The 21,799-nt window shown below is 34.4% G+C and carries 20 protein-coding genes and 1 tRNA gene; 16 read left to right on the top strand and 5 right to left on the bottom strand.

The window, feature by feature from the left end; genetic code table 11:
• Positions 1 to 6: 6 nt before the first annotated feature.
• The 3 genes from fmt (at position 7) to Q0975_RS18340 (ending at position 2,106) form a co-directional block, all read left to right on the top strand.
• Positions 7 to 954, top strand: a complete 948-nt coding sequence (fmt, locus tag Q0975_RS18350; protein ID WP_299439330.1) for a methionyl-tRNA formyltransferase — start codon at positions 7 to 9, stop codon at positions 952 to 954.
• Between the two features lie 186 nt (positions 955 to 1,140).
• Positions 1,141 to 1,413, top strand: coding sequence for an HU family DNA-binding protein (locus Q0975_RS18345; RefSeq protein WP_027391128.1), 273 nt, complete (start codon positions 1,141 to 1,143; stop codon positions 1,411 to 1,413).
• Positions 1,414 to 1,545: 132 nt separating this feature from the next.
• Positions 1,546 to 2,106, top strand: a complete 561-nt coding sequence (locus Q0975_RS18340; protein WP_299439328.1) for a YqgE/AlgH family protein — start codon at positions 1,546 to 1,548, stop codon at positions 2,104 to 2,106.
• Here Q0975_RS18340 and Q0975_RS18335 read toward each other — a convergent pair.
• Positions 2,103 to 2,951, bottom strand: coding sequence for an aminotransferase class IV (locus Q0975_RS18335; protein WP_299439326.1), 849 nt, complete (start codon positions 2,949 to 2,951; stop codon positions 2,103 to 2,105). The genes Q0975_RS18340 and Q0975_RS18335 overlap by 4 nt on opposite strands.
• Before the next feature lie 66 nt (positions 2,952 to 3,017).
• Positions 3,018 to 3,410, bottom strand: coding sequence for an START-like domain-containing protein (locus Q0975_RS18330; protein WP_299439324.1), 393 nt, complete (start codon positions 3,408 to 3,410; stop codon positions 3,018 to 3,020).
• Between the two features lie 156 nt (positions 3,411 to 3,566).
• On the opposite strand from Q0975_RS18330, the gene Q0975_RS18325 reads away from it, so the two are divergent.
• The 5 genes from Q0975_RS18325 (at position 3,567) to Q0975_RS18305 (ending at position 6,989) form a co-directional block, all read left to right on the top strand.
• A tRNA-Met gene (locus Q0975_RS18325) sits at positions 3,567 to 3,640 on the top strand.
• A gap of 216 nt (positions 3,641 to 3,856) precedes the next feature.
• Positions 3,857 to 4,039 (top strand): hypothetical protein, encoded by a 183-nt coding sequence (locus tag Q0975_RS18320; protein WP_299439322.1) that lies wholly within the window; start codon positions 3,857 to 3,859, stop codon positions 4,037 to 4,039.
• Between the two features lie 184 nt (positions 4,040 to 4,223).
• Complete coding sequence (locus Q0975_RS18315; protein WP_299439320.1) at positions 4,224 to 4,877, top strand: hypothetical protein; 654 nt, start codon at positions 4,224 to 4,226, stop codon at positions 4,875 to 4,877.
• Positions 4,878 to 5,116: 239 nt separating this feature from the next.
• Positions 5,117 to 6,223 carry a histidine kinase gene (locus Q0975_RS18310; RefSeq protein WP_299439318.1) on the top strand — a complete coding sequence of 369 codons (1,107 nt, stop codon included), beginning with the start codon at positions 5,117 to 5,119 and terminating at the stop codon, positions 6,221 to 6,223.
• A 4-nt stretch (positions 6,224 to 6,227) separates the two neighbouring features.
• Positions 6,228 to 6,989 (top strand): LytTR family DNA-binding domain-containing protein, encoded by a 762-nt coding sequence (locus Q0975_RS18305; RefSeq protein ID WP_299439316.1) that lies wholly within the window; start codon positions 6,228 to 6,230, stop codon positions 6,987 to 6,989.
• Positions 6,990 to 7,020: 31 nt separating this feature from the next.
• On the opposite strand, the gene ccsA is transcribed toward Q0975_RS18305, so the two are convergent.
• The 3 genes from ccsA to nrfH all read right to left on the bottom strand — a co-directional run bounded on the left by ccsA (position 7,021) and on the right by nrfH (position 12,380).
• Complete coding sequence (gene ccsA / locus Q0975_RS18300) at positions 7,021 to 10,170, bottom strand: cytochrome c biogenesis protein CcsA (RefSeq protein ID WP_299439313.1); 3,150 nt, start codon at positions 10,168 to 10,170, stop codon at positions 7,021 to 7,023.
• A gap of 73 nt (positions 10,171 to 10,243) precedes the next feature.
• Positions 10,244 to 11,770 (bottom strand): ammonia-forming cytochrome c nitrite reductase, encoded by a 1,527-nt coding sequence (gene nrfA / locus Q0975_RS18295; protein ID WP_299439311.1) that lies wholly within the window; start codon positions 11,768 to 11,770, stop codon positions 10,244 to 10,246.
• Between the two features lie 10 nt (positions 11,771 to 11,780).
• Positions 11,781 to 12,380: a cytochrome c nitrite reductase small subunit gene (nrfH, locus tag Q0975_RS18290; RefSeq protein WP_299439309.1), complete on the bottom strand. Its 600-nt coding sequence runs from the start codon at positions 12,378 to 12,380 to the stop codon at positions 11,781 to 11,783.
• Positions 12,381 to 12,879: 499 nt separating this feature from the next.
• On the opposite strand from nrfH, the gene Q0975_RS18285 reads away from it, so the two are divergent.
• Genes Q0975_RS18285 through Q0975_RS18250 form a run of 8 tightly spaced genes read left to right on the top strand, consistent with a single transcriptional unit; the run spans position 12,880 to position 21,681 of the window.
• The gene (locus Q0975_RS18285) at positions 12,880 to 13,254 is read left to right on the top strand and encodes a hypothetical protein (protein ID WP_299439307.1); all 375 of its coding nucleotides are present in this window, start codon (positions 12,880 to 12,882) and stop codon (positions 13,252 to 13,254) included.
• 11 nt (positions 13,255 to 13,265) lie between these two features.
• Positions 13,266 to 14,567, top strand: a complete 1,302-nt coding sequence (locus tag Q0975_RS18280; protein WP_299439305.1) for an anaerobic C4-dicarboxylate transporter — start codon at positions 13,266 to 13,268, stop codon at positions 14,565 to 14,567.
• Positions 14,568 to 14,596: 29 nt separating this feature from the next.
• Complete coding sequence (aspA, locus tag Q0975_RS18275) at positions 14,597 to 16,021, top strand: aspartate ammonia-lyase (RefSeq protein WP_299439303.1); 1,425 nt, start codon at positions 14,597 to 14,599, stop codon at positions 16,019 to 16,021.
• Positions 16,022 to 16,060: 39 nt separating this feature from the next.
• Positions 16,061 to 17,131 (top strand): type II asparaginase, encoded by a 1,071-nt coding sequence (locus Q0975_RS18270; RefSeq protein ID WP_299439301.1) that lies wholly within the window; start codon positions 16,061 to 16,063, stop codon positions 17,129 to 17,131.
• A 17-nt stretch (positions 17,132 to 17,148) separates the two neighbouring features.
• Complete coding sequence (locus Q0975_RS18265) at positions 17,149 to 17,817, top strand: succinate dehydrogenase cytochrome b subunit (protein ID WP_299439299.1); 669 nt, start codon at positions 17,149 to 17,151, stop codon at positions 17,815 to 17,817.
• 10 nt (positions 17,818 to 17,827) lie between these two features.
• Positions 17,828 to 19,738: a fumarate reductase/succinate dehydrogenase flavoprotein subunit gene (locus Q0975_RS18260; protein WP_299439297.1), complete on the top strand. Its 1,911-nt coding sequence runs from the start codon at positions 17,828 to 17,830 to the stop codon at positions 19,736 to 19,738.
• Between the two features lie 6 nt (positions 19,739 to 19,744).
• Complete coding sequence (locus Q0975_RS18255) at positions 19,745 to 20,488, top strand: succinate dehydrogenase/fumarate reductase iron-sulfur subunit (RefSeq protein ID WP_299439295.1); 744 nt, start codon at positions 19,745 to 19,747, stop codon at positions 20,486 to 20,488.
• A gap of 35 nt (positions 20,489 to 20,523) precedes the next feature.
• Entirely contained in the window at positions 20,524 to 21,681 is a 1,158-nt protein-coding gene (locus Q0975_RS18250) for a porin (protein ID WP_299439292.1), read from the top strand.
• Positions 21,682 to 21,799: the final 118 nt, after the last annotated feature.

Raw genomic sequence — 21,799 nt, 5'->3', positions numbered from 1 at the left:
AATATAATGAGAGACTTAAGAATTCTATTTATGGGAACTCCGGATTTTGCGGTAGAAACCCTAAAAGCTATTATAGAAAATAATTACAACGTGGTAGGCGTTATAACTGCTCCAGACAAACCTGCGGGAAGAGGTAGAAAACTTAGAGCATCTGCTGTTAAAGAATATGCACTATCGCAAAATCTAAATATATTACAACCTACTAATCTTAAGGATGAGGACTTTATTGAAGAACTAAAAAAACTACACCCCAACCTTAACATCGTTGTAGCCTTTAGAATGTTACCTAAAGTAGTATGGAATATGCCAGAGTATGGAACATTCAACCTACACGCGTCTTTACTTCCTGATTATAGAGGTGCTGCACCTATTAACTGGGCTGTTATTAATGGAGAGCGTAAAACAGGAATTACTACTTTTTTTATTGATGAAAAAATAGATACAGGTCATATCATTCTTCAAAAAGAAATAGAAATACAAGATGATGATACCGCTGGTGTTCTTCATGATAAATTAATGGCGAAAGGAGCTTTGTTGGTTATTGACACCATTAAAGAGATAGCAAATGGAACCGTAACTACTAAAGAGCAACCTAAAGAAGGTGAGTTAAAAACTGCCTACAAACTACATCGGGATAATACTAAAATCAATTGGCACGATGACATACAATCTATTTACAATCTTATTAGAGGTTTAAGTCCATATCCCAGCGCTTGGTGTTCATTATATAATAAAGGAGAAGAAGTTTCCATAAAAATTTATGATGCGCAAACAGAAAACCAAGAGCATAGTTTTGATATCGGTAAAGTCATTGTAGAAGATTCTGTAATCAAGGTAGCAGTAAATAAAGGGTACATTATTCTGAATAAAATTCAACTTCCGGGGAAAAAAGCAATGGAAGCTAAATCTCTATTGAATGGGTATACCTTTTATAAAGACGCAAAAATGGGCTGAGCCCCTGCTATCACTAGAGTAAGAAAATTCATAGAAAACATACTTGTTTATTAACAATCGCCTTGAGTTATCAACAAAACCCCGTATTTACTGGGCTAATCCTTGCATGAATCATAAATCCGTATAAATTTGTAGAGCGTTTAACAAAAATTTGGTTTAACCAACAATTAATTTAAAAACAGAATTATGAACAAAACAGAATTAATCGATGCAATGGCAGCTGATGCTGGAATTACAAAAGCAGCAGCAAAGAAAGCTTTAGAATCTTTCTTAGGAAATGTTGAAGGTTCTCTTAAAAAAGGTGACCGTGTTTCTTTAGTAGGATTTGGTTCTTGGTCAGTTTCTAAAAGAGCTGCAAGAGAAGGTAGAAACCCTCAAACAGGTAAAACTATCAAGATTGCTGCTAAAAACGTTGTAAAGTTCAAAGCTGGTGCGGATTTATCTAGTTCAGTTAACTAATTTATTTAGTTTTTGATAATTATAGAAAGCTCCCTAATTAGGGAGCTTTTTTTTATGAGCTACTAACAAATATGGATAACCACTTTGATTATTAGAAATAATTATTTAGTTTTAGAATAAACTACGCCATCCATGATATCACTTCAACCTGGTAAAGGACATCTTCTAATTGCAGAACCATCGATTATTGGTGACGTTTCCTTTAACCGTTCTGTCGTGCTTCTCGCAGATCATAGTGATCAAGGTTCTATAGGCTTTATAATGAATAAACCATTGGATTATGTACTATCTGACTTGGTTCCAGAAGTGGAAGCTGAGTTTAAAATATATAATGGTGGACCTGTAGAACAGGATAATTTATATTTTATTCATAAGATTCCAAATTTAATACCTAATAGTGTAGAAATCTCTTCTGGTATTTATTGGGGTGGAGATTTTTCTGTTGTATCAGAGCTAATTGCTCAAAACAAAATTACTTCTAATGAAATTCGGTTTTTCTTAGGATATTCTGGCTGGGATGCAGAACAATTAATCCAGGAACTTGAGGCAAATTCTTGGGTAATTGTAAAAAACACCTACGAAAAAAACATTATTGGTAAATCTTATGACACTTTCTGGAAAGAAAAAATGATTGAATTAGGTGGAGAATACCTTCTTTGGTCCAATGCTCCAGAAGATCCAAGTTATAACTAGTCCCCTATTCGTATTCTTGCATTCAATATTCCCAATAACCTCTTTGTTATTTCAGTTTTATATTCTTTTTTCCTAAACTTGGTAATAGGTTGTATTCCTGTAATTACATTAGTAATGAATAATTCATCTGCTTTCTGTAACTCAAAAGGCGAAACAGAAGCTTCTTCTAACTCATATTCTGGTAACTTCTCTAAGATTCTTAATAATTGAGTCCTTAAAACCCCTTTTAAACAACCATCAGCAACAGGTGGCGTCTTTATCTTATTACCTTTTACTAAAAATAAATTCCCATTCAAGGCCTCGATCACCATCTTATTAGTATTCAACAACAAACAGTTTTCAAACCCATTTTCTTTTGCAAAAACACCGCCTAATATATTCACTAATTTATTATTAGATTTTAATGTCGAAAGTAAGTCTGGAGCCATATAATGATCTTTAAACAAGGTCACCTCATACGAATCATTAGAAAGCGTATAAAAAGCCGAAGCCAATGGTTTAACAGAAATACTGTAATCGATACCATTATTCATAGGAGTATATAATCCTCCTTCTTTCCGGTTAACCATAATTTTGATCCTCACAGAAGAATTCATAAAGCCACTCTTCTCTATAAGGTCTAGAATTTCTTGTTGCAAAAACTCTGGAGTAAAATTCATAGGAATTTCCATTCTTAAGATTCTCATGGAGGCCATTAATCTAAAATAATGGTCTTCCCAAAAAAGAATAGTTCCTGAGTTTACTCGTATTGTTTCGAATAATGCATCTCCGTATGCATATCCTCTATTAGTAATGGATAATGAAGCTTCATTATCAGCTAATAAATTTCCGTTAATATTGATCATAAAAAAAGCCCCTTATTACCAATAGCTATTGGGCGGGGCAAATATACATTATAAAAATAAAAGGAATTATGAAGAACCTAAAACTTGTTTTAAATTACTTATCATATTATCCCATAGCATTTTACTTTCTTCAATTTCATCATCTTCAGAGAAATCAGTAACCATTAAAGAAACATCCTTGGTGATTTCATCAACCTGTATGCGCAGTTCGAAAAAATAATCATCGCCTTCTTCATCATCAGCCATCCATCTGAACTTAATTCTTTCTCCACTTTTTTTACTTAGAAGTTTTGCTTCCTCTTCACTATCATCCCAAATGAATGTAAACATTTCGCCTCTGGAATTTACATTATCAGAAAACCACTCAGAAAGCCCTGAAGGTGTAGAAATATACTGATATAGTAGCTGTGGAGAGGATTGTATTACAAATTCAAGTTCGTATTTTATTTTTTCAGACATATTGCAAATTGTTAGTAAGCCAATATATAGATTAATTATTTACTTTAAAAGCATTTGAAAAAAGTATTTGAAAAAAATTAATTCTTCTTTATTGTTTGGTACAACGCTTTTTGTTTTTATATTTGCACCCGAATTAAAATGATGTAGCATCTATTTGGCGAGGTAGCTCAGCTGGTTAGAGCGTTGGATTCATAACCCAGAGGTCGGGGGATCGTGCCCCCCTCTCGCTACAGCAATTCGTTAAACCCCTGTTTTTCAGGGGTTTTTTTTGTTTTTATATGAAAGATTTTGTGGTATAACCATTTAATATACTTCATAACCAAATTAAGCCGTTTCACTTTCCTTTTTAGAAGCTTCACCCAGAAAATCAACAATATACAACTCTTCCCCAACTACATTTGTACAAGAAAATAAAGATAAATACAAGATATTTAAAAAGTACAGATATGGAAACAAGAACCACACCTTTAGAAATTGTATACAATCGTAAATACAGATTCGATATAACTGATGTCCCTCAAGAAATAAATACCGATACACCAATTCGAAAATTTAAAAAATGGTTTACACAGTTTTTTATTGAACTTGAAAAATGGGGATATGCTGCTGGCGATGCGATTAGAAAATAAATAAGTAAAAAAGTTAATATAAAAGCACAATAAAAATGAAAACAATACAATCAACTTTAGAAAATCGAGCTAAAAATTTATGGAATAGTATAGTAAGAAAAAAGGGATACAAAAATTCAAAAGAGTTTCTGTCCTTATACAAACAAGATGAAGTTTTTTTATTCATCTAAAAGCATAACAAATCATGGAAGTAATTAAAAAAATAATAGGCCCATTAATGGTACTGATGCTCTTATCAAGTTGCTCATCTGTAAGAATAACAGATTCCTGGAAAAATCTTGAAGTACCAGATATAAAGCATAAAAGAGTAATGGTAGTAAGCAAGACGGATGATCACACTGCTAGAGTGCGTTTTGAAAAAGATTTAGTTGAAAATTTAAACAAAAACGGATACCAGTCTGTTGAGAGCTATATTATTTTTCCAAAATCATCACCTACTAAAGAATTAAACGAATCTGAAACATTAGAAATAAAGGAAAAGCTTAAGAATAATGGCGTAGATGTAGTGATCGTAACGGTGTTAAAGCATTGTGAAGAATATACGAAAACTACTAGTAAGAATAATTCCTTTCATACGATATATCCTTCGTATTATGGCTTAGGATATTATAGAGGGTTTTATAGGTACTACGGAACCATATATCTCGATTCTGACCCAGTAACAGTAATAACAGAAAACGCAAAAAAATATACACTAGAAACAGTAGTGTATGATCTCACACAACCAGAAGAAAAACAACTATTATCGGTAATCACAACCGAAATAGATGATCCGCAGACGTTAGGAGTAGTATCTATAGATTTCTCTAAGAGAGTTGTCAAGGAATTGAATAAGTAAATATTTTTTTCATAATTGTTAGGTTAAGTTGAGTGCGGGCAGTCGGAGATGTAGTAGATGTTTTTCGGCTGCCTTTTCTAAGTAAGCAATATGTGATCAATTCAAAGTATGTAAAAAATCACAATAACAAATTGATTTAAATTAAAGAAGTGGAGAGCTCCCCATATCTTCACTTCTACATAGAAGCCTCCAATTCCCTTACGGAGGCTTTTTCTTATTCTGAAACAAATAATAGAAGTATGAATACGGCTAATAATCCTATGATCAGCACAATTTTACGTAAATTTAACAAACACGAATTAAAGAAGATATTATTTACATTGAACTCTAGAAAAGTAAAACACATTGTGATTTTAAGGATAGCATTATTGATTGCTGCCCTTATTAACTTACCACGGACATTGACATTATTTGATGTAAATCAGAAGCTATTTAATTCTTTCTCAGAAGTTTCAGTATTAGATATTATCATTCGGTTTTTATTTCTATTTATAATATCATTAATTTCTTTAGAACTTAACACCAATTGGAAGAGCATATATTCGCAGTATTCTGTTTTCGTAAGAACGAGTTTAACAATTGTATTAAATACAATTCTGTTTTTAGGCATAGTGCAATTATTTGTTTCGATCTATACACTGGTAACAGGGCAAGTTTTATCGGAATCAGAAATTGGATTTATGTATTTCGTGTATTTTGTAATTTTAGTGATTACTATTTTTATAGCTCGAATTCTTAAATATCAAATGATACATCACGAAGATCTTTTAGAAAACGAAAAACTAAAACAACAAAACCTTCAAAAGGAACTAACAGCTCTAAAAAATCAAATCAATCCTCATTTTCTTTTTAATTCATTAAACTCATTAAATTCAATAGTACGAGATAATAAAGATGCAACAGAGTTTATAAAAAAACTATCCTTTATGTATCGATATATTTTACAAAGCGGAGAAAGAGATGTAGTCTCCTTACAAGAAGAGCTTAAATTTTTAGATAGCTATGTTCATTTGGTAAAAACCAGATACCGCGATCGTTTTGATATTAATGTGTCAATAAATGAAAAATATATGCTAAGAGAGGTTCCTCCGCTAGCATTGCAATTATTAGTAGAAAACGCTGTAAAACACAATGAGATTTCAGAAAAGAATCCCTTACTGGTAAACATATATTCAAAAAATGGGATTATTTATGTCCAAAACGAAATACGACTAAGAACCTCGTATGTAGATAGTACAGGTAACGGATTAATGAACCTTGATAAACGATATTTTTTATTAAAAAAACAACACATCAGTATTAGTAATAAAGAAAATATATTCTGTGTAAAACTGCCAATAAATTGACGATATGAAAGTAGTATTAGTTGAAGACGAAATAACGGCAAGTGATCAACTCACTTTCTTATTGAATGCTATAGATCCAAATATTGAAGTATTGAAGGTATTAGATTCTGTAAAAACGGCAATTGAATATTTTTCTAATACTCATGAAGCATCACTTATTTTTATGGATATTCATCTGGCAGATGGTATTTCCTTTGAAATATTTGAACAGGTCAAAATTGAAACTCCTATTATTTTTACAACGGCTTATGATCAATATGCTATTAAAGCCTTCAAAGTAAATAGTATAGATTATTTATTAAAACCTATTGATGAAGATGAATTGTTCGAAGCTGTTCAAAAATTTAAAAACAGATCCAAAGAAGATGGCTCTCTAGACAATCAAATTCATGGAATGCTACAATTACTTCAAAATAAAACAAAACCCTTTAAAACTACATATCTGGTACATCACAGAGATGAATTACTTCCTGTAAAAACCGAAAACATTTCTTATTTCTATATAGACACAGGTATAGTGAAGGCAATTACTTCAGAAAATAAAGCATACATTATTGACAAGAAGCTAGAAGATATCGAGGATGAATTAGACCCCGAAATTTTTAACCGGGTAAATAGACAATTTATAATCCGAAAAAGTGCTATTTCAACTATTAGACAGTACTTTAATGGCAAACTGATTGTCAATATAAGTCCAGTTTCAAAAGAACGTATTGTAGTAAGCAAAGCTAAAGCTACTGGGTTCAAGAAATGGGTGGATTTATAATTTTAATGATTAGCTATTTATTATAGTACAATTAAACTCGTTTATAGTTTCCTTTTTTATTCCTGAAATACGCTGTTACTGCAATAAGTATCATCAATAATGCTATTACATAAACAAAATTAGGAATAGGTATTGGATCTCCAGCTGCGTAACTATGAAGCCCTGATAAATAATAATTTACTCCAAAAGAAGTCATAATAATCGACCAAAAAGCAAATACACTTGCAGTATTCAGTACAAAATTACTTTTCAAGGCAGGAATCAATCGTAGGTGTAATACAATAGCATACACAATAACGCTAATCAAAGCCCATGTTTCTTTAGGGTCCCAAGCCCAATAACGGCCCCAAGATTCATTAGCCCAAATACCGCCTAAAAACGTACCAATAGTCAATACAAATAGCCCCATTGTCATCGAGATTTCGTTAATATAGGTAAGTTCTTTAATCCTGACATTTATAACATCTTTGGTTCTATCTGTTCTAATAATTATTAGAATCAAAGCCATAAAACCCAGTAGAGCAGATAATGCTAGAGGAGCATAACTACTTACAATAGTTGCTACATGTACTTTTAACCAAAATGATTTTAGTACAGGCATCAGGTTTGTTATCTCGGGACTTAACCAATCTAAGTAACTAACAAATAAAAGTGTTCCGGAGAACAAGGTCGCCAATGGCAAAGCAAAATCAGATTTTCTAAAAGTGAGTAATCCACATAGTAATAATACCCACGCTACAAATACGAGCATTTCATATCCATTACTCCAAGGTGCATGCTGAGCAATGTACCAGCGAAGTATAATATTTCCTGTAAATAATAAAAAGCTAATAAGTGTACTAATAATAGTAAGATTCCAAATCCACTCAATACCTGTATTCTGTTTAAATATTTTGACCATTGATAGTAGGAGTAGCACAAATCCTAATGTAAAAAACACTTGAAATAACCAAAAATTGAGATTTAATTCATTATACCACAACTCGGCTGCTATGCGCTTATCACTTGGAATAATTTCTTTACCCAAGACATCTTGAAATTTCTTTATATACGCTAAACTCTCAAAGGCACTCTCGTAATCTTTTTTCAGTAAAGCTGTAAAATATTGAGGAATAATTCCTTTTGCAAAACGGGCATCCTCTGGAGGAAAATCTTCAAAATCGTGAGAATAACTATGCCATTTATTATTATCACCAATACTATTAGGAAAAACCTTTAAATAATTTCCAGAAAATACATTGTACAAAATATTGAAGCGCTCATCTACTTTAATCACTTCCTTATCAAATTCAGAACGCTCTGCAGGTTTTTTCTTATTGGCTTTTTCTATTTCTTCAGCAAGTAGATAGACTTCCTCATTATCCAAAAACCCTGAAAAAGGCACTAATCCATTATCACTAATCGGTAGATTTTTAAAGAGTTCGCCTCCTTTAGTAAGATCTACTTTGATAATGGGGATATCTTGCCAGGTATTAGGATCCACATGCATGGCCAAAAATGCTTGGTTAGCATCTAGGATAATTCTTTCCTCGTTTTGTACGAGTTTGAAATAGGGTTTTCCAGACAGTTTTCGTAGAAATTCAGAAGCTAGGGTATTGACAGGTTTTATACGTCCGTCGAGATCTTGTACCATTAAGCGGCCAAACAACTCAGAATGGTTTTTATCAATACGTTGTTGTTCTATTGTAGCATTGGCATTACCAGCCCAAGGTGTGTTTTGAGCGATCACTTCCGAAGAAAAAGAAAGCAATAATACCCCTACAATAGCAGCTTTGGTCTTTAATTTTTTTAGTTTTTTATTTACCGAAGCATAGTGAGATTTTCTTCCAAAGAGCGTAAAAAACATTCCTATTCCCATCAATAGATACCCTAAATAAGTAATAGCCGTTCCTAACACATCGTGATTCACAGCCAAGACCGTTCCTTTTTCATCTGTATCATAACTCGCCTGATAGAAACGATATCCACCATAATCTAAGACATTATTCATAAAGATGCGATAGGGCATTTTTATAGTATTATTTTTATCCAAAACGGTTACTTCACTGGCATAAGCAGATGGACTTGTAGACCCTGGGTATCGTTCTAATTGAAAATCATTTAACTTTAAGGCAAAAGGAGTTTTTATTGCTTCTGCACCATAAGATAATGTAATGTCAAGGTTATGAATTTTTGTATTGTGTTCAGTAGGTAAAAAACCATCTCGATATAACATAGTAAGGGTTTCGGTATCCTCACCTATAGTAACATCTACTTTTACGGCATCATCTTTTATCTCATCATTGTCTTTGGGTTTATCCGCAAGACTTACTAGTTCTAATTCTCCTTTTGGATAATACATCATGGGCACAAAAGAGGCATCACCATCTCGATATAGGGTTCGAATTACAAGTGGATATAAGCTATCTTTTTTAATAGTACTAGCCGTTTGCGTAGCCATAACAAAGTTGCCTAACTCACGAGGTGTTTTAATAAAAAGTTCGCCATTTTCTTCAGAAATAGTAATAATATCATCTCTATTTACCTCAAAACCTACTAAGTGCTGGTGTTCTCCAATTGCTTCTATCTCCCCTTTTTCTAAAAACACATTCTGTCGACCCTTACCAGCAGTAACAACCATTTCGATCATTGGTTTTCCATTAGGAGAATTTTCTTTTACCTGTGGAATAGCATCTGCAATAAAGTTATTATATGATATTTTTACGGGTGTTCCGTTAATATTCGTATTGATAGTGAAATCATTATTACTAATAGGAGAAAATTCAATTTTTTTGCGAACCATCCGAGTATTGGTTCCATCCGAAATTTTAGCAGTCAAGTAATTTGCGTCAGATATAATTATATTAGAACTGGCACCTTCTCTAATACGCATAATACCGCCATAAGAGCTATAACGTGTAATTCCAGCGCCCAATAATATAATGATAAACGCCAGATGAAACATCAAAATAGGCCATTTTTCTTTACGCCATAATTTATACTTAAAGGTGTTTAGAAAAAATGAAATTCCTAATCCTATCATCACCATTTCAAACCACCAAGCATCATAAATAACCTTCCAAGCAGTTGCTGTTCCAAAATCATTTTCAACAAAAGTAGCGACTGCCATCGATGTTGCAAAAACAAATAATAACAGAACCGCAAGGTTCGGAGAAGATAGGAAACGATATAATTTATTCATGTTTAAGTTTAAAATAAAAAGACACCACCTTAAATTGAAGACGGTATCTTAGTTTTATTAAGTCAGTAGTATATTATTTCTCTTCTGAAGTAGCATTAGTTGCATCAATAGCTGATGATGCCTTAGCATCTGGATATGTTGCCTCTCTTGCAACTGCTTCTTCCATCCATTTGGGTAGTAAGGTTCTCTTAAACTCGGCTTTTTCTTCATGAAGCTTTTCCATATCTAAGCCAACATATTGCTGTGCTTTTTCTTTTGTAGAAATGTCAGGCATCTCAACTTCTTGATTATGTCCTAGACTAGCCAACATACGCACTAACTTAACACGTGCTTCTTGTGCAATTACTAAACCACTAGCCAATACTCTTACTGTTTCTATTGGGGAATGAAACGATGCTCCGTGAGAAGCAGCTCCATAATCCCAGCGCCATTGCGCGTGACGAATGTCTTGTAAAATAGGCGCCATCTGATCTTTGCTAGCACCAAGCTCCCAGCATTTACCAGCTTCCACATGTGCTTTCACTAATATGCTTTCTAATTTCAACCTTGTTTCGTTTGCTTTACGCTGACGTTCGTATACATTTCGTACCAATTTTCCTTCTTCTTCACGATGGCATACTTGACAAGCGTTTTGCATATTGTTTAAAGGAGATTGCAAGTGGTGATCCGTAAACTTCTGCCCTCCTTCGCTTTTATATGGCATATGACAATCCGCACAAGACACACCTCGTTGTGCATGAATACCCGTTACAAAAGTTTCGTAACCTGGGTGTTGTGCTTTAAGCATAGGTGTTTTAGAAATTTTATGTTCCCAATCTGCAAAAGCAATAGCATCATAATACTCCTCCATATCTTCAACACTCATTCCATTTTTCCAAGGGAATTTTAAATATGGAACGCCTTCTTTTCCTGGTATTTTCTTGTCAAAATAATATTCTACATGACATTGCGCACATACTAAAGAACGCATTTCATTGTGCGTAGCTTGATTGATATCTTTCCCCATTGCATCAAAAGCTTCGACTAGTGCAGGACGCGTGATTCGTAGCTTCATACTGTTAGGATCATGACAATCCGCACAACCAATTGGATTTACAATTTCTGCACCTTTATCTGCCCATTTTCCTTTGTAGAATTCTGCAATCCCTATTTCATTCATTAAACGAGGTACATCAGGACTTTTACAGGTCCAACAGGTAGCTGGCATTGGACCATCTCCTTTTCCTTTAGGACCTCCTGTTCTCAATGTATTATGAATGTCTTCAATAGCATATCCATGACCACGACCTTGATTGTAATCTTTTGAAAAACCATATCCGGCAAATAGGACTACTAAATTGGGATCTTCTTCAAGAACATCTCTCATATGTGAACCTCCCTGAAAAGAGGCAAATGTGGTATCTAATGTTTGTAATGATGATTGATATTCTTTTGGATAGTTTAAACCCCAAACTTCATTTCTAGGTTCGTTTTCGCTAATATTTACTTGAGGAACAAAGGCATACTTTGCTTCACTCTTTCTATTAATAATACTTGATGCAAGTAATCCTAATAAAAAGACAACCACGATAGTAACGATAAATAACACTTTGTTTTTCATAATACTGTGTTTATTTTGAATCTATTTCTTTTTGCAACCAATCAGGAACTACAGACTCTGCTTGATCTGTAGGTATGGGAGCCAAATTATATTTTATGGTAGAAATACCTTGTTTTTTACCATGAGGTATTTCTACATGACAGCTCCAACATTGTCTTTTTGTTCTATTTTCCCTATGATCTTCTATCCATCCATCATATTTAGTCTGAGTAACTTGTTGTACGTGACAGCGAATACAGTTTGCTTGCACAACGCGCTGCGAAGCTTCTTTCATTTTAATAACATCTGGCTCAGCTCTCATTGTAAAAACAGATGCATGGTAAGAACCATCTTTAGCCTTGAAATAGTATTTATTAACGATGTTATCGTGAGGTACATGACAGGCATTACAGTTAGCTACTTCTCTATGTGAACTATGCATCCAACTATTATAGACAGGTGTCATCACATGACAGTTAACACAAGTTTGTGGATTATCACCAAGATAAGAGGTGATTTCTGATTCTTTAGCCATAAATAATCCTAAACCAATAAGACAAGCAATAAAAAATACTGCAGTAGTACGCCAACGAGATTTTTTATCTGGTAATATTTTATCTTGTATAGCCAAATTTTGTGTGGTGTGAATTAGTAGTTAAATTTAACAAAAAAAAAGAATAAAACGAGTGATTCAGTTTTGTTATTCTGACATATTCTATTCTCATCCCTATGATAGACAAATTTTATATTTCAATTACTTAATTATCAGTCGCTAAGAACCTGAACCCCATTTATAATCATAAGAAATAATTATTCATTTTTAAAAAAGGTTTTAGTTGATTTCTTTGATACTGGAGGAAAGGCATCAGTGAGAAGGTTTTATTGTTTTGTTAATTATTTGAATTAGTTAGAAAAAATCATAAAATTTATAGTGAAAAAGATTTCAATGTTAAGTTTAGACACTTCACATTTAATTTAAGTTACTCCACTTAAATGATTAGAAATTTAATCTTAATATCGAATTACCTTCGTTAAGAATTCTAATATTATTGTTGTTTATAAAATTATATATAGTTATGTATTGTAATCATTTTATCACAGTTTTTTTAGTTTGCTTTTGTTTCTTAAATGTGCAGGCACAAGAATTGACAAACGAACAAAAAGAACGTCTTAAATATAAAGTTGATCTTTTTTCTACTGATGACGTAGAACTGCAAACATTATGGTATGAAGACCGAATGGATAAAATGAAGCTCTCAGGAAAATTACGACAAGACTATAAAAAAATTGTGGTGTATCATGCCTACAAAATGGAATGTCTAGGGAATCCAGAGGTTCAATTAAGTGATGAACAAATTCGTCGTGAATTTCCAAAGCAAATAAGAAAACTTCACAACGATGTTAAAAGCATACTCAACCCTAAGCAATTTGAAATCCATAAAAATAGTTGGGATGCCATTCTTAAAGGTATTTATCAACGTAAAAACTGGAAATTAACTAACTAAAAACTTAAGATATGATTTGGATTGAATTATTAGTTGTACTCTTTTTTATATTCTTGGGTTCAAAATTGGGAAGTATCGGTATTGGTTATGCAGGAGGTGCTGGTGTTGTTGTTCTTACTTTGATTTTTGGGCTAAAAGCTGGTTCTGTTCCAGTAGATGTAATACTCATTATTATGTCTGTAATAGCAGCTATTGCTGCGATGCAAAAAGCTGGTGGATTGGATTATCTAGTCAATGTATCCGAAAAGATTCTTAGAAAAAACCCAAAGCGCGTTACGTTTATTGCGCCTGCTGTAACCTATTGGATGACACTATTAGCAGGAACAGGGCACACCGCTTATGCTGCATTACCTGTAATTACTGAAGTGGCTAAGGAAGGAGGCGTAAGACCTTCTAAACCTTTAAGTATTTCTGTAGTTGCATCACAAATAGCAATTACAGCTTCGCCTATTTCGGCAGCCGTAGTTATTTTTGCAAGTTTTTTAGAGCCTTTAGGAGTGTCGTATTTACAGTTGCTGGCTGTTGCTATTCCTTCTACAGTTTTAGCTTGTGTGATTGGGGCTATTGTTTCTAACAAATTAGGAAAACCCTTGGCTGAAGATCCAGAATATCAAAGACGTGTAGCGTCTGGATTGATAAAACAGAAAACAGAGAAACGTAGCGAAAGTCCCAAAAGCGCAAAATGGTCTGTGAGTATTTTTGGTGCTTCTATATTAATTATAGTAACCTATGCAAGCTTAATTTCTAAGAAAGTGGGACTAATTCCAGACCCAACAATTAGTCGTAATCACGCCATAATGGCCATTATGTTATTAGCTGCTATGGTGATTGCATTAGTTTGTAAAATAAAACTTAATGAAGTTACAGGTATGTCCACTTTTAAATCAGGTATGAGTGCTGCAATATGCGTTCTTGGTGTTGCTTGGTTAGGAGATACCTTTGTGAGTAATCATATTGTAGAAATTAAAGAAGCAGCAGGAGGCATTTTAAATGAATATTCTTGGATGCTGGCAGTTGTTTTATTCTTAGCGAGCATGTTGCTATACTCTCAGGCAGCAACTACAACCGCATTAATGCCAGCTGCTTTAGCATTAGGAGTAAGCCCCATTGCTGCTATAGCTTCTTTTGCGGCTGTAAGTGCCTTATTTGTATTACCTACATATCCAACCTTATTGGCTGCCGTAGAAATGGATGACACAGGCTCTACCAAAATAGGGAAATATGTATTTAATCACTCTTTTATTATTCCTGGAATAGTAACGATTGCTTCTAGTGTCATCTTCGGATTTATACTTGGAGGTCTTATTTTATAAACTCATAATCAAATCAAAATAAAGAACTTATGAAAACAAGAAAAGAAACAGATCTTTTAGGAGAACTGGAAATAAACAGAGATTTGTATTATGGAGTTCATACACAAAGAGCTCTTAATAATTTTCAAATTTCGCATTCAATAATCGGAGATTATCCGTTTTTCATAAAAGGATTAGTAGTTACTAAAAAAGCTTGCGCATGTGCGAACAAAGAAATCGGAACAATTCCGGCAGACAAAGCGGATATGATTATTCAGGCTTGTGATGAAATTCTTGAAAATCTAGATAAGTACGCAGCATATTTTCCTTCAGATGTATTCCAAGGAGGAGCAGGTACTTCTGTAAATATGAATACTAATGAAGTGATTGCGAATGTAGCTTTAGAACTAAACGGGCACGAAAAAGGAAGTTATGATATTTTACACCCGAATGATCATGTAAATAAATCACAGTCTACGAATGATGCCTACCCAACGGGATTTAGGGTAGCTGTTTATTATTATATGAATCATTTGTTGGAAAAAATCAATGTACTGACCACTAGTTTTGATAAAAAGGCGGCAGAATTCAAAAATGTCCTTAAAATGGGTAGAACTCAGTTACAAGATGCTGTACCCATGTCTTTGGGTGATGAATTTGGGGCTTGGTCTGCAAATTTAAAAGAAGAAACTAAAAACTTAAAAAATAGTCGTGATCTTATCTTAGAAGTTAATTTAGGCGCCACAGCAATCGGAACAAGAGTAAATGCACCTGATGGATTTACAGAACTGTCCATAGGGTATTTACAACAATTCACCAAGGCTAGTTTTGTGCCTGCTGCAAATTTGATAGAAGCGACTTCAGACTGTGGTGCGTATGTGATGATTTCTGGAGCTTTGAAAAGAACAGCGGTGAAGTTATCTAAAATTTGTAATGATTTAAGATTACTTTCTTCTGGTCCCAGATGTGGATTAAATGAAATTAACCTTCCGGAAATGCAAGCAGGTTCTTCCATTATGCCAGCGAAGGTAAATCCGGTAATTCCTGAAGTAGCGAATCAGGTGTGTTTTAAGATTATTGGAAATGATGTGACCATTTCATTTGCAGCCGAAGCAGGACAATTACAGTTAAACGTAATGGAACCTGTAATTGCGCAATGTATGTTTGAATCTGTAGAGCTACTCTCCAATGTATCTGTCACACTAGCCAAAAAATGTATTGATGGTATCACTGCCAATGAAGAGCATACCAAACAGATGGTGTTTAATTCGGTTGGAATTATCACCTTCTTAAACCCATACATTGGTCACCATATGGGAGATGTTTTGGGTAAAGAAGCTGTGGCAACAGGAAAATCAATTCGTGAATTGGTACTCGAGAAAGAATTACTTTCCGAAGAAGAATTAGATAAAATTCTCAGTGTAGATAATTTGATGCATCCAAAATATACAGCTGCATTACATAAAAATAATTGATTTTTCCAAAAGCAATAGAGAAATACAAACTCTTTTATTATGAAATTATTTAATATAAAAATAAAGGCATTCCTAATAGTAGTTGTAATAACTGCTATTGGATTTGCTCAAGACACAGACCTTCCAAATGTAAAAATTCTAGCAACTGGAGGTACCATTGCGGGATCAGCTTCGTCAGCCACTTCTGGGAGTTATTCTGCAGGTCAGGTTGGTATTCAGACCATGATTAATGCTGTACCTGGCATAGAAAAACTGGCTGATGTCTCTGGAGAACAAGTTGCCAATGTGGGTTCGCAAGACATAACCGTTGAAATTTGGTTGAAATTGGCAAATCGGATTAATGAATTGTTAGCTTCTGACGACGTTGATGGCATTGTAATAACTCATGGGACCGATACCCAAGAAGAAACAGCATATTTCCTAAGTTTGGTTGTCAAAAGTGACAAGCCAGTGGTTACTACAGGTTCCATGCGTTCCTCAACCTCTATAAGTGCAGAAGGTCCTTTGAACCTATATAATGCGGTTGCTATAGCATCAAATCCAGAAGCTAAAGGAAAAGGTGTGATGGTATCGCTCAATGATCAAATACACGCTGCTCGTGATGTGAGTAAAATGAACACTACTAATGTGAATAGTTTTCAATCGCCCATTAAAGGAATGCTTGGAGGTGTATTTTATGGCAGATTGGGCTTTTTTCGTAAGCCTAACACAAAATTCGGGAACACAAGCAAATTTTCGATAGCTGGTGTCAAAGAATTACCCCGCGTAGATATTATTTATGCCTATGCAGATATGTCTCCGGATTTGATAGATATGCATGTAAAAGCTGGTGCCAAAGGTATTGTAATTGCAGGTGTTGGAAATGGTAATATGACTGATGCCATCTTGGAAGCGGCTAAAAAAGCCTATGAAGACCACGGTGTAATTATCGTTAGAAGCACACGAGCCGCCACTGGATGGGTTTTGCGCGATAATGAGTTTAAAGACGAAGATTATCATACGATTGCATCGGGAGATTTAAATCCTGCCAAAGCGAGAATTTTATTAATGCTTGCACTATCCAAGGGTGAAAAATTAAATGACATGCAAGAACTTTTTGATACGTATTAATTTAACAGAAATAGATTATGGCACTTAATCCATTATTTTTTAGGAAAACATTGATTGCAGGAACAGGGCTGTTCTTATGCGTTTTCCTTGTAGTACATCTTTCTGCAAACTGCATTCTGTTATTACCCGAAGACATTGCTAGAGGAATGTATAATTCATATTCGACTACATTAAGAGAAAATCCTTTGATAAAGATTGTTGCCTATTTGTTATATCTATCTATTATTCTTCATGTGATGTATGCATTACTGATTACTATCAGAAATAGAAAAGCAAAGCCACAGAAATATGTAGTAAATCACGCTAGTGAGAATAGCAATTGGGCTTCTAGAAATATGGGTATCTTAGGTTCTCTTATCTTGATTTTTATTGTTATTCATCTTGTGAACTTTTGGGCTCGTATCAAATTAGGTTTTGGTGATACAGTAGCGTTAGATATAAATGGAAATAAGGATGTATATGCAGTTACTTATGGTCTTTTTCAAAACATTTATTATGTCATTTTTTATACAATCATGTCCGTACCTCTGGCATTTCACTTATATCACGGTTTTAAAAGTGGTTTCAAAACCTTAGGCTTTTATCATAGAAAAGGATTAAAGATTATAGCAAAGATCTCTTTGGTTTATGCTCTTATTATGGGTATTGGTTTCGGGATTATACCATTCATTGTTTATTTTAAATAGTAGCAGGAGTATGAAATTAAATTCAAAAATTCCAGAAGGAAAACTAGAAGATAAGTGGCGTAACTATCAGGTTACCTCACAATTGATCAATCCAGCCAATAAAAAGAAGTTAAATGTTATTGTAGTCGGTTCAGGACTTTCGGGTGCTGGAGCAGCCTCTACCCTTGCAGAATTGGGATACGATGTACAATGCTTCTGTTACCAAGATTCAGCCAGAAGAGCACATTCTGTAGCCGCACAAGGTGGTATAAATGCAGCTAAGAATTATCAGCATGATGGGGATAGTGTTTGGAGAATGTTCTATGACACTTTGAAAGGAGGAGATTTTAGATCTCGCGAAGCCAATACTTATAGACTTGCAGAATTATCCGCTCCATTGATTGACCATTATGTGCAACAAGGAGTACCTTTTGCCAGAGAATATGGAGGGGTTTTGGTGAATCGAAGTTTTGGAGGTGTACAAGTACAACGTACTTTTTATGCAAGAGGTCAAACAGGACAGCAATTGTTACTCGCTGCATATTCACAGCTATACAAAATGATACATGCCAAAAAAGTAAAAATGTTTCCGCGTAGTGAGATGTTGGATTTGGTAGTGATTGACGGAAAAGCTAAAGGGATCATTGTTCGGGATTTGGTTACTGGTAAACTTAAAAGATATGCAGCTGATGCCGTTGTATTGGCTACTGGTGGATATTCACGAGTATTTCGATTATCTACCCTAGCTATTGGATGTAATGGAAGTGCTATTTGGAAAGCACACAAGAAAGGTGCTCTTTTTGCAGCTCCCAGTTTTACGCAGATTCACCCTACCGCATTGCCTCAATCAAGTGAAGCACAATCAAAACTTACCTTGATGTCAGAATCTTTACGTAATGATGGAAGAATATGGGTACCTAAACAACAAGAAGATGCAAGAAAAGCAAACGATATTCCTGAAGACGAGCGTGATTATTATTTGGAACGCAGATATCCTAGTTTCGGAAATTTAGCACCTAGGGATATTGCTTCTCGTGCTGCCAAAGAACGGATCGATGCTGGTTATGGTGCAGGAAGGCTTAAAAATGCCGTATATCTTGATTTTAAACACGCTATTGCAAAATTTGATTTAGAAACGATCAAAGATCGTTATGGTAATCTGTTTACGATGTATAAAAAAATTACGGGGATTGATGCCTATAAAGAACCCATGCAAATTTCACCCGCAGCTCATTTCTCTATGGGAGGATTGTGGGTAGATTATGAGTTAATGACGACTATCCCAGGATTATATGCTATAGGAGAATGTAATTTCTCTGATCATGGAGCAAATCGTTTAGGTGCTAATTCACTACTTCAAGCTAGTATTGATGGTTATTTTGTGTTGCCTAATACGATTAATAATTATCTGGCAAGCGCCTTAAAAGAAGATCATCCGACTATAGATCATCCTGAATTTGAAAAGGCAGAAAAAGAGGTAAAAGCTAGTATTGATCTCATTTTAAATATTAATGGAACGAAAACTGTAGATCATTTTCATAGAGAATTAGGTAAAGTAATGTGGCAAGAGTGTGCTATGAGCCGTAATAAAAAAGGATTAAAAGATGCTATAGAACAAATAAAAACGATACGTGATGAATTCTGGAATGATGTAAAAATTACTGGAAGTAGTAATGAGTTAAATACAGAACTCGAAAAAGCCTTACGATTGGCTGACTTCATTGAGTTAGGAATTTTAATGTGTACAGATGCATTAGAACGTGATGAATCCTGCGGAGCACATTTTAGAGAAGAATTCCAGACCGAAGATGGTGAAGCCGTGAGAGTAGATAAGGACTATTCTTATGTATCTGCATGGGAGTATGATGATGGAGATTTTAAGTTGCACAAGGAAGAACTAGAATTTGAATTTGTAAAACCTTCGGTTAGAAGTTATAAATGATATATTATGCAAGTAACATTCAAAATTTGGAGACAGGAAGGCCCTGATGATAAGGGAGCCATCAGAGAATATAAGGTAGATGGATTAACAGAAGATATGTCTTTTCTGGAGGCATTAGATCACCTTAATGAATTATTGGTGCTTAAAAACGAAAAAGTAATCGCTTATGAGTATGATTGTCGTGAAGGAATTTGCGGACAATGTGGTGTTTTTATTAATGGTCGTGCTCATGGTCCACATGATAATATAACGACTTGTCAATTACATATGCGCAGCTTTAAAGATGGTGATACCATTGTGGTGGAACCCTGGAGAGCAGCATCTTTTCCGATACTCAAAGATTTGATAGTAGATCGTTCTGCTTTTGATAGAATCATTGAACACGGAGCTTATATAACGGCAAAGACAGGAACCGCACCAGAAGCCAATGCCATTCCTATTCCCAAAGAAATATCCGATAATGCTATGGATGCTGCCGCTTGTATTGGATGTGGAGCTTGTGTTGCGACCTGTAAAAATTCCTCAGCTGCATTATTTACTGCTGCAAAAATTAATCACCTCAATAGGTTACCACAAGGAAAAGCGGAAGAACATAAACGTGTAGAAGAGATGACCTATCAAATGGAAATAGAAGGATTTGGTAGTTGCACTTTTACAGGTGCTTGCGAAGTAGAATGTCCAGAGGGGATTTCGATACTAAATATAGCAGAAATGAATGCTCGTAATGCTAAAGCTAAATTATTTGGCTAGCATACGTTTTTTGAATGACTAAATTATTTAAGTGTATGAAAAATGTCAATTTTCCTTTAATAAATGTTATAGTGATTGTTATGGCTCTACTCCTAATGAATGGAATATATGCACAAGCCACTAATGCTGAAGAAACAAAGACTTCAGAAAACGAAAAAAAAGATTCAAATTGGATAGATGAAATTACCTCTCGGGTTACACCTTATGGGAGTATACGAATTGGAGCTGGTTTTGCTGAAGAAGGTGAAATAGGAATTTCTAATAATGCACCACGTGTAGGGTTAAAATTTAAACATGCCTTGTCCAATGACGAAGCAGAAAATTTTAACATCATTGGCGGTATTGAGTTTGGTGTAAACCTTGTATCAAGAGATGATACCGTAGAGTTTGCGGTAGATCCTGGAGCAGGGATTGCACAAGTTGGTGATGCAGTATTTACTCGATTAGGGTTTGTTGGAGTTTCTTATCAAGATTTTGAATTTACATTCGGGAAACAAAACTCTGTGTATTATACAATGGGAGCTGTTGAAATAGATCGCTTCTTAGCCTTTGGAGGTGCTGCTATTGGTGTATGGAACATCTCTGATGGTGGAGTTTCTGGGACAGGTCGTGCCAATCAGGTTTTTATTCTAAAATACCAAAAGAATGGATTAAGTCTGGGAGTTCAAGCAGAAGCACGAAATATCTCTGACAATAGTGAAAGTATTGATACCTATGGATTTGGAGCTAATTATAAAATAGGAGGACTTGGTATAGGAGTTGGTTATAACAAAGTGAATGATGGAGTCGAAGATCCATTACCAAATCAAGCAAAAGTTGGTGATGAGGCTTTTGTGGCTTCTGTTTCTTATGAAATAAATAGATTTACACTAGCAGCTTCGTATGCTATTTTAAAACAACATCAACGATTAGGGGATGTTTTTTATGATGCTAAAGGTGTTGAGTTCTATGCTCGTTATAAATTCTCAACCAATAAGAGATGGCATGTTGCAGCAGGTTTTAATTATTTAAAACCAGATGACAATCAAAATCTAGGCGATTTTGATACCAAATTCGGAATAACCGAAATAGGGTACAATTTTAAAAAGTCTAGTCATGTCTTTGCTGCTGCAAGTATAGATTATAGTGAAGATGGTAATGGAGATAGACGTAATCAAAGTGTTTTTGGCGTAGGGATACGGTTTGGGTTTTGATTTTATACCATTTCCGACTTAAATTTATGCAAAAAAAAATGTTATTTTTCACTTGATACATCAAAATAAAAAGATATCTATTTTGATTACTAAATAACGAGTTATAGTAAGTATATCC

Source organism: uncultured Aquimarina sp., assembly GCF_947500065.1.
Lineage (GTDB): Bacteria > Bacteroidota > Bacteroidia > Flavobacteriales > Flavobacteriaceae > Aquimarina.
The sequence above is the reverse complement of the archived record's forward strand: the minus strand, read 5'-3'. Positions and strand labels throughout refer to the sequence as shown.

What these genes read in the sequence shown, in the direction of transcription:
- Q0975_RS18265 (WP_299439299.1), top strand. Translation starts at nt 17,149, where the DNA reads ATGGCACTTAATCCATTATTTTTTAGGAAAACATTGATTGCAGGAACA.
- Q0975_RS18270 (WP_299439301.1), top strand. Translation starts at nt 16,061, where the DNA reads ATGAAATTATTTAATATAAAAATAAAGGCATTCCTAATAGTAGTTGTA.
- Q0975_RS18280 (WP_299439305.1), top strand. Translation starts at nt 13,266, where the DNA reads ATGATTTGGATTGAATTATTAGTTGTACTCTTTTTTATATTCTTGGGT.
- Q0975_RS18340 (WP_299439328.1), top strand. Translation starts at nt 1,546, where the DNA reads ATGATATCACTTCAACCTGGTAAAGGACATCTTCTAATTGCAGAACCA.
- ccsA (WP_299439313.1), bottom strand. Translation starts at nt 10,170, where the DNA reads ATGAATAAATTATATCGTTTCCTATCTTCTCCGAACCTTGCGGTTCTG.
- Q0975_RS18330 (WP_299439324.1), bottom strand. Translation starts at nt 3,410, where the DNA reads ATGTCTGAAAAAATAAAATACGAACTTGAATTTGTAATACAATCCTCT.
- Q0975_RS18335 (WP_299439326.1), bottom strand. Translation starts at nt 2,951, where the DNA reads ATGATCAATATTAACGGAAATTTATTAGCTGATAATGAAGCTTCATTA.
- nrfA (WP_299439311.1), bottom strand. Translation starts at nt 11,770, where the DNA reads ATGAAAAACAAAGTGTTATTTATCGTTACTATCGTGGTTGTCTTTTTA.
- Q0975_RS18310 (WP_299439318.1), top strand. Translation starts at nt 5,117, where the DNA reads ATGAATACGGCTAATAATCCTATGATCAGCACAATTTTACGTAAATTT.
- Q0975_RS18250 (WP_299439292.1), top strand. Translation starts at nt 20,524, where the DNA reads ATGAAAAATGTCAATTTTCCTTTAATAAATGTTATAGTGATTGTTATG.
- fmt (WP_299439330.1), top strand. Translation starts at nt 7, where the DNA reads ATGAGAGACTTAAGAATTCTATTTATGGGAACTCCGGATTTTGCGGTA.
- Q0975_RS18315 (WP_299439320.1), top strand. Translation starts at nt 4,224, where the DNA reads ATGGAAGTAATTAAAAAAATAATAGGCCCATTAATGGTACTGATGCTC.
- Q0975_RS18320 (WP_299439322.1), top strand. Translation starts at nt 3,857, where the DNA reads ATGGAAACAAGAACCACACCTTTAGAAATTGTATACAATCGTAAATAC.
- Q0975_RS18255 (WP_299439295.1), top strand. Translation starts at nt 19,745, where the DNA reads ATGCAAGTAACATTCAAAATTTGGAGACAGGAAGGCCCTGATGATAAG.
- Q0975_RS18260 (WP_299439297.1), top strand. Translation starts at nt 17,828, where the DNA reads ATGAAATTAAATTCAAAAATTCCAGAAGGAAAACTAGAAGATAAGTGG.
- Q0975_RS18345 (WP_027391128.1), top strand. Translation starts at nt 1,141, where the DNA reads ATGAACAAAACAGAATTAATCGATGCAATGGCAGCTGATGCTGGAATT.
- aspA (WP_299439303.1), top strand. Translation starts at nt 14,597, where the DNA reads ATGAAAACAAGAAAAGAAACAGATCTTTTAGGAGAACTGGAAATAAAC.
- Q0975_RS18305 (WP_299439316.1), top strand. Translation starts at nt 6,228, where the DNA reads ATGAAAGTAGTATTAGTTGAAGACGAAATAACGGCAAGTGATCAACTC.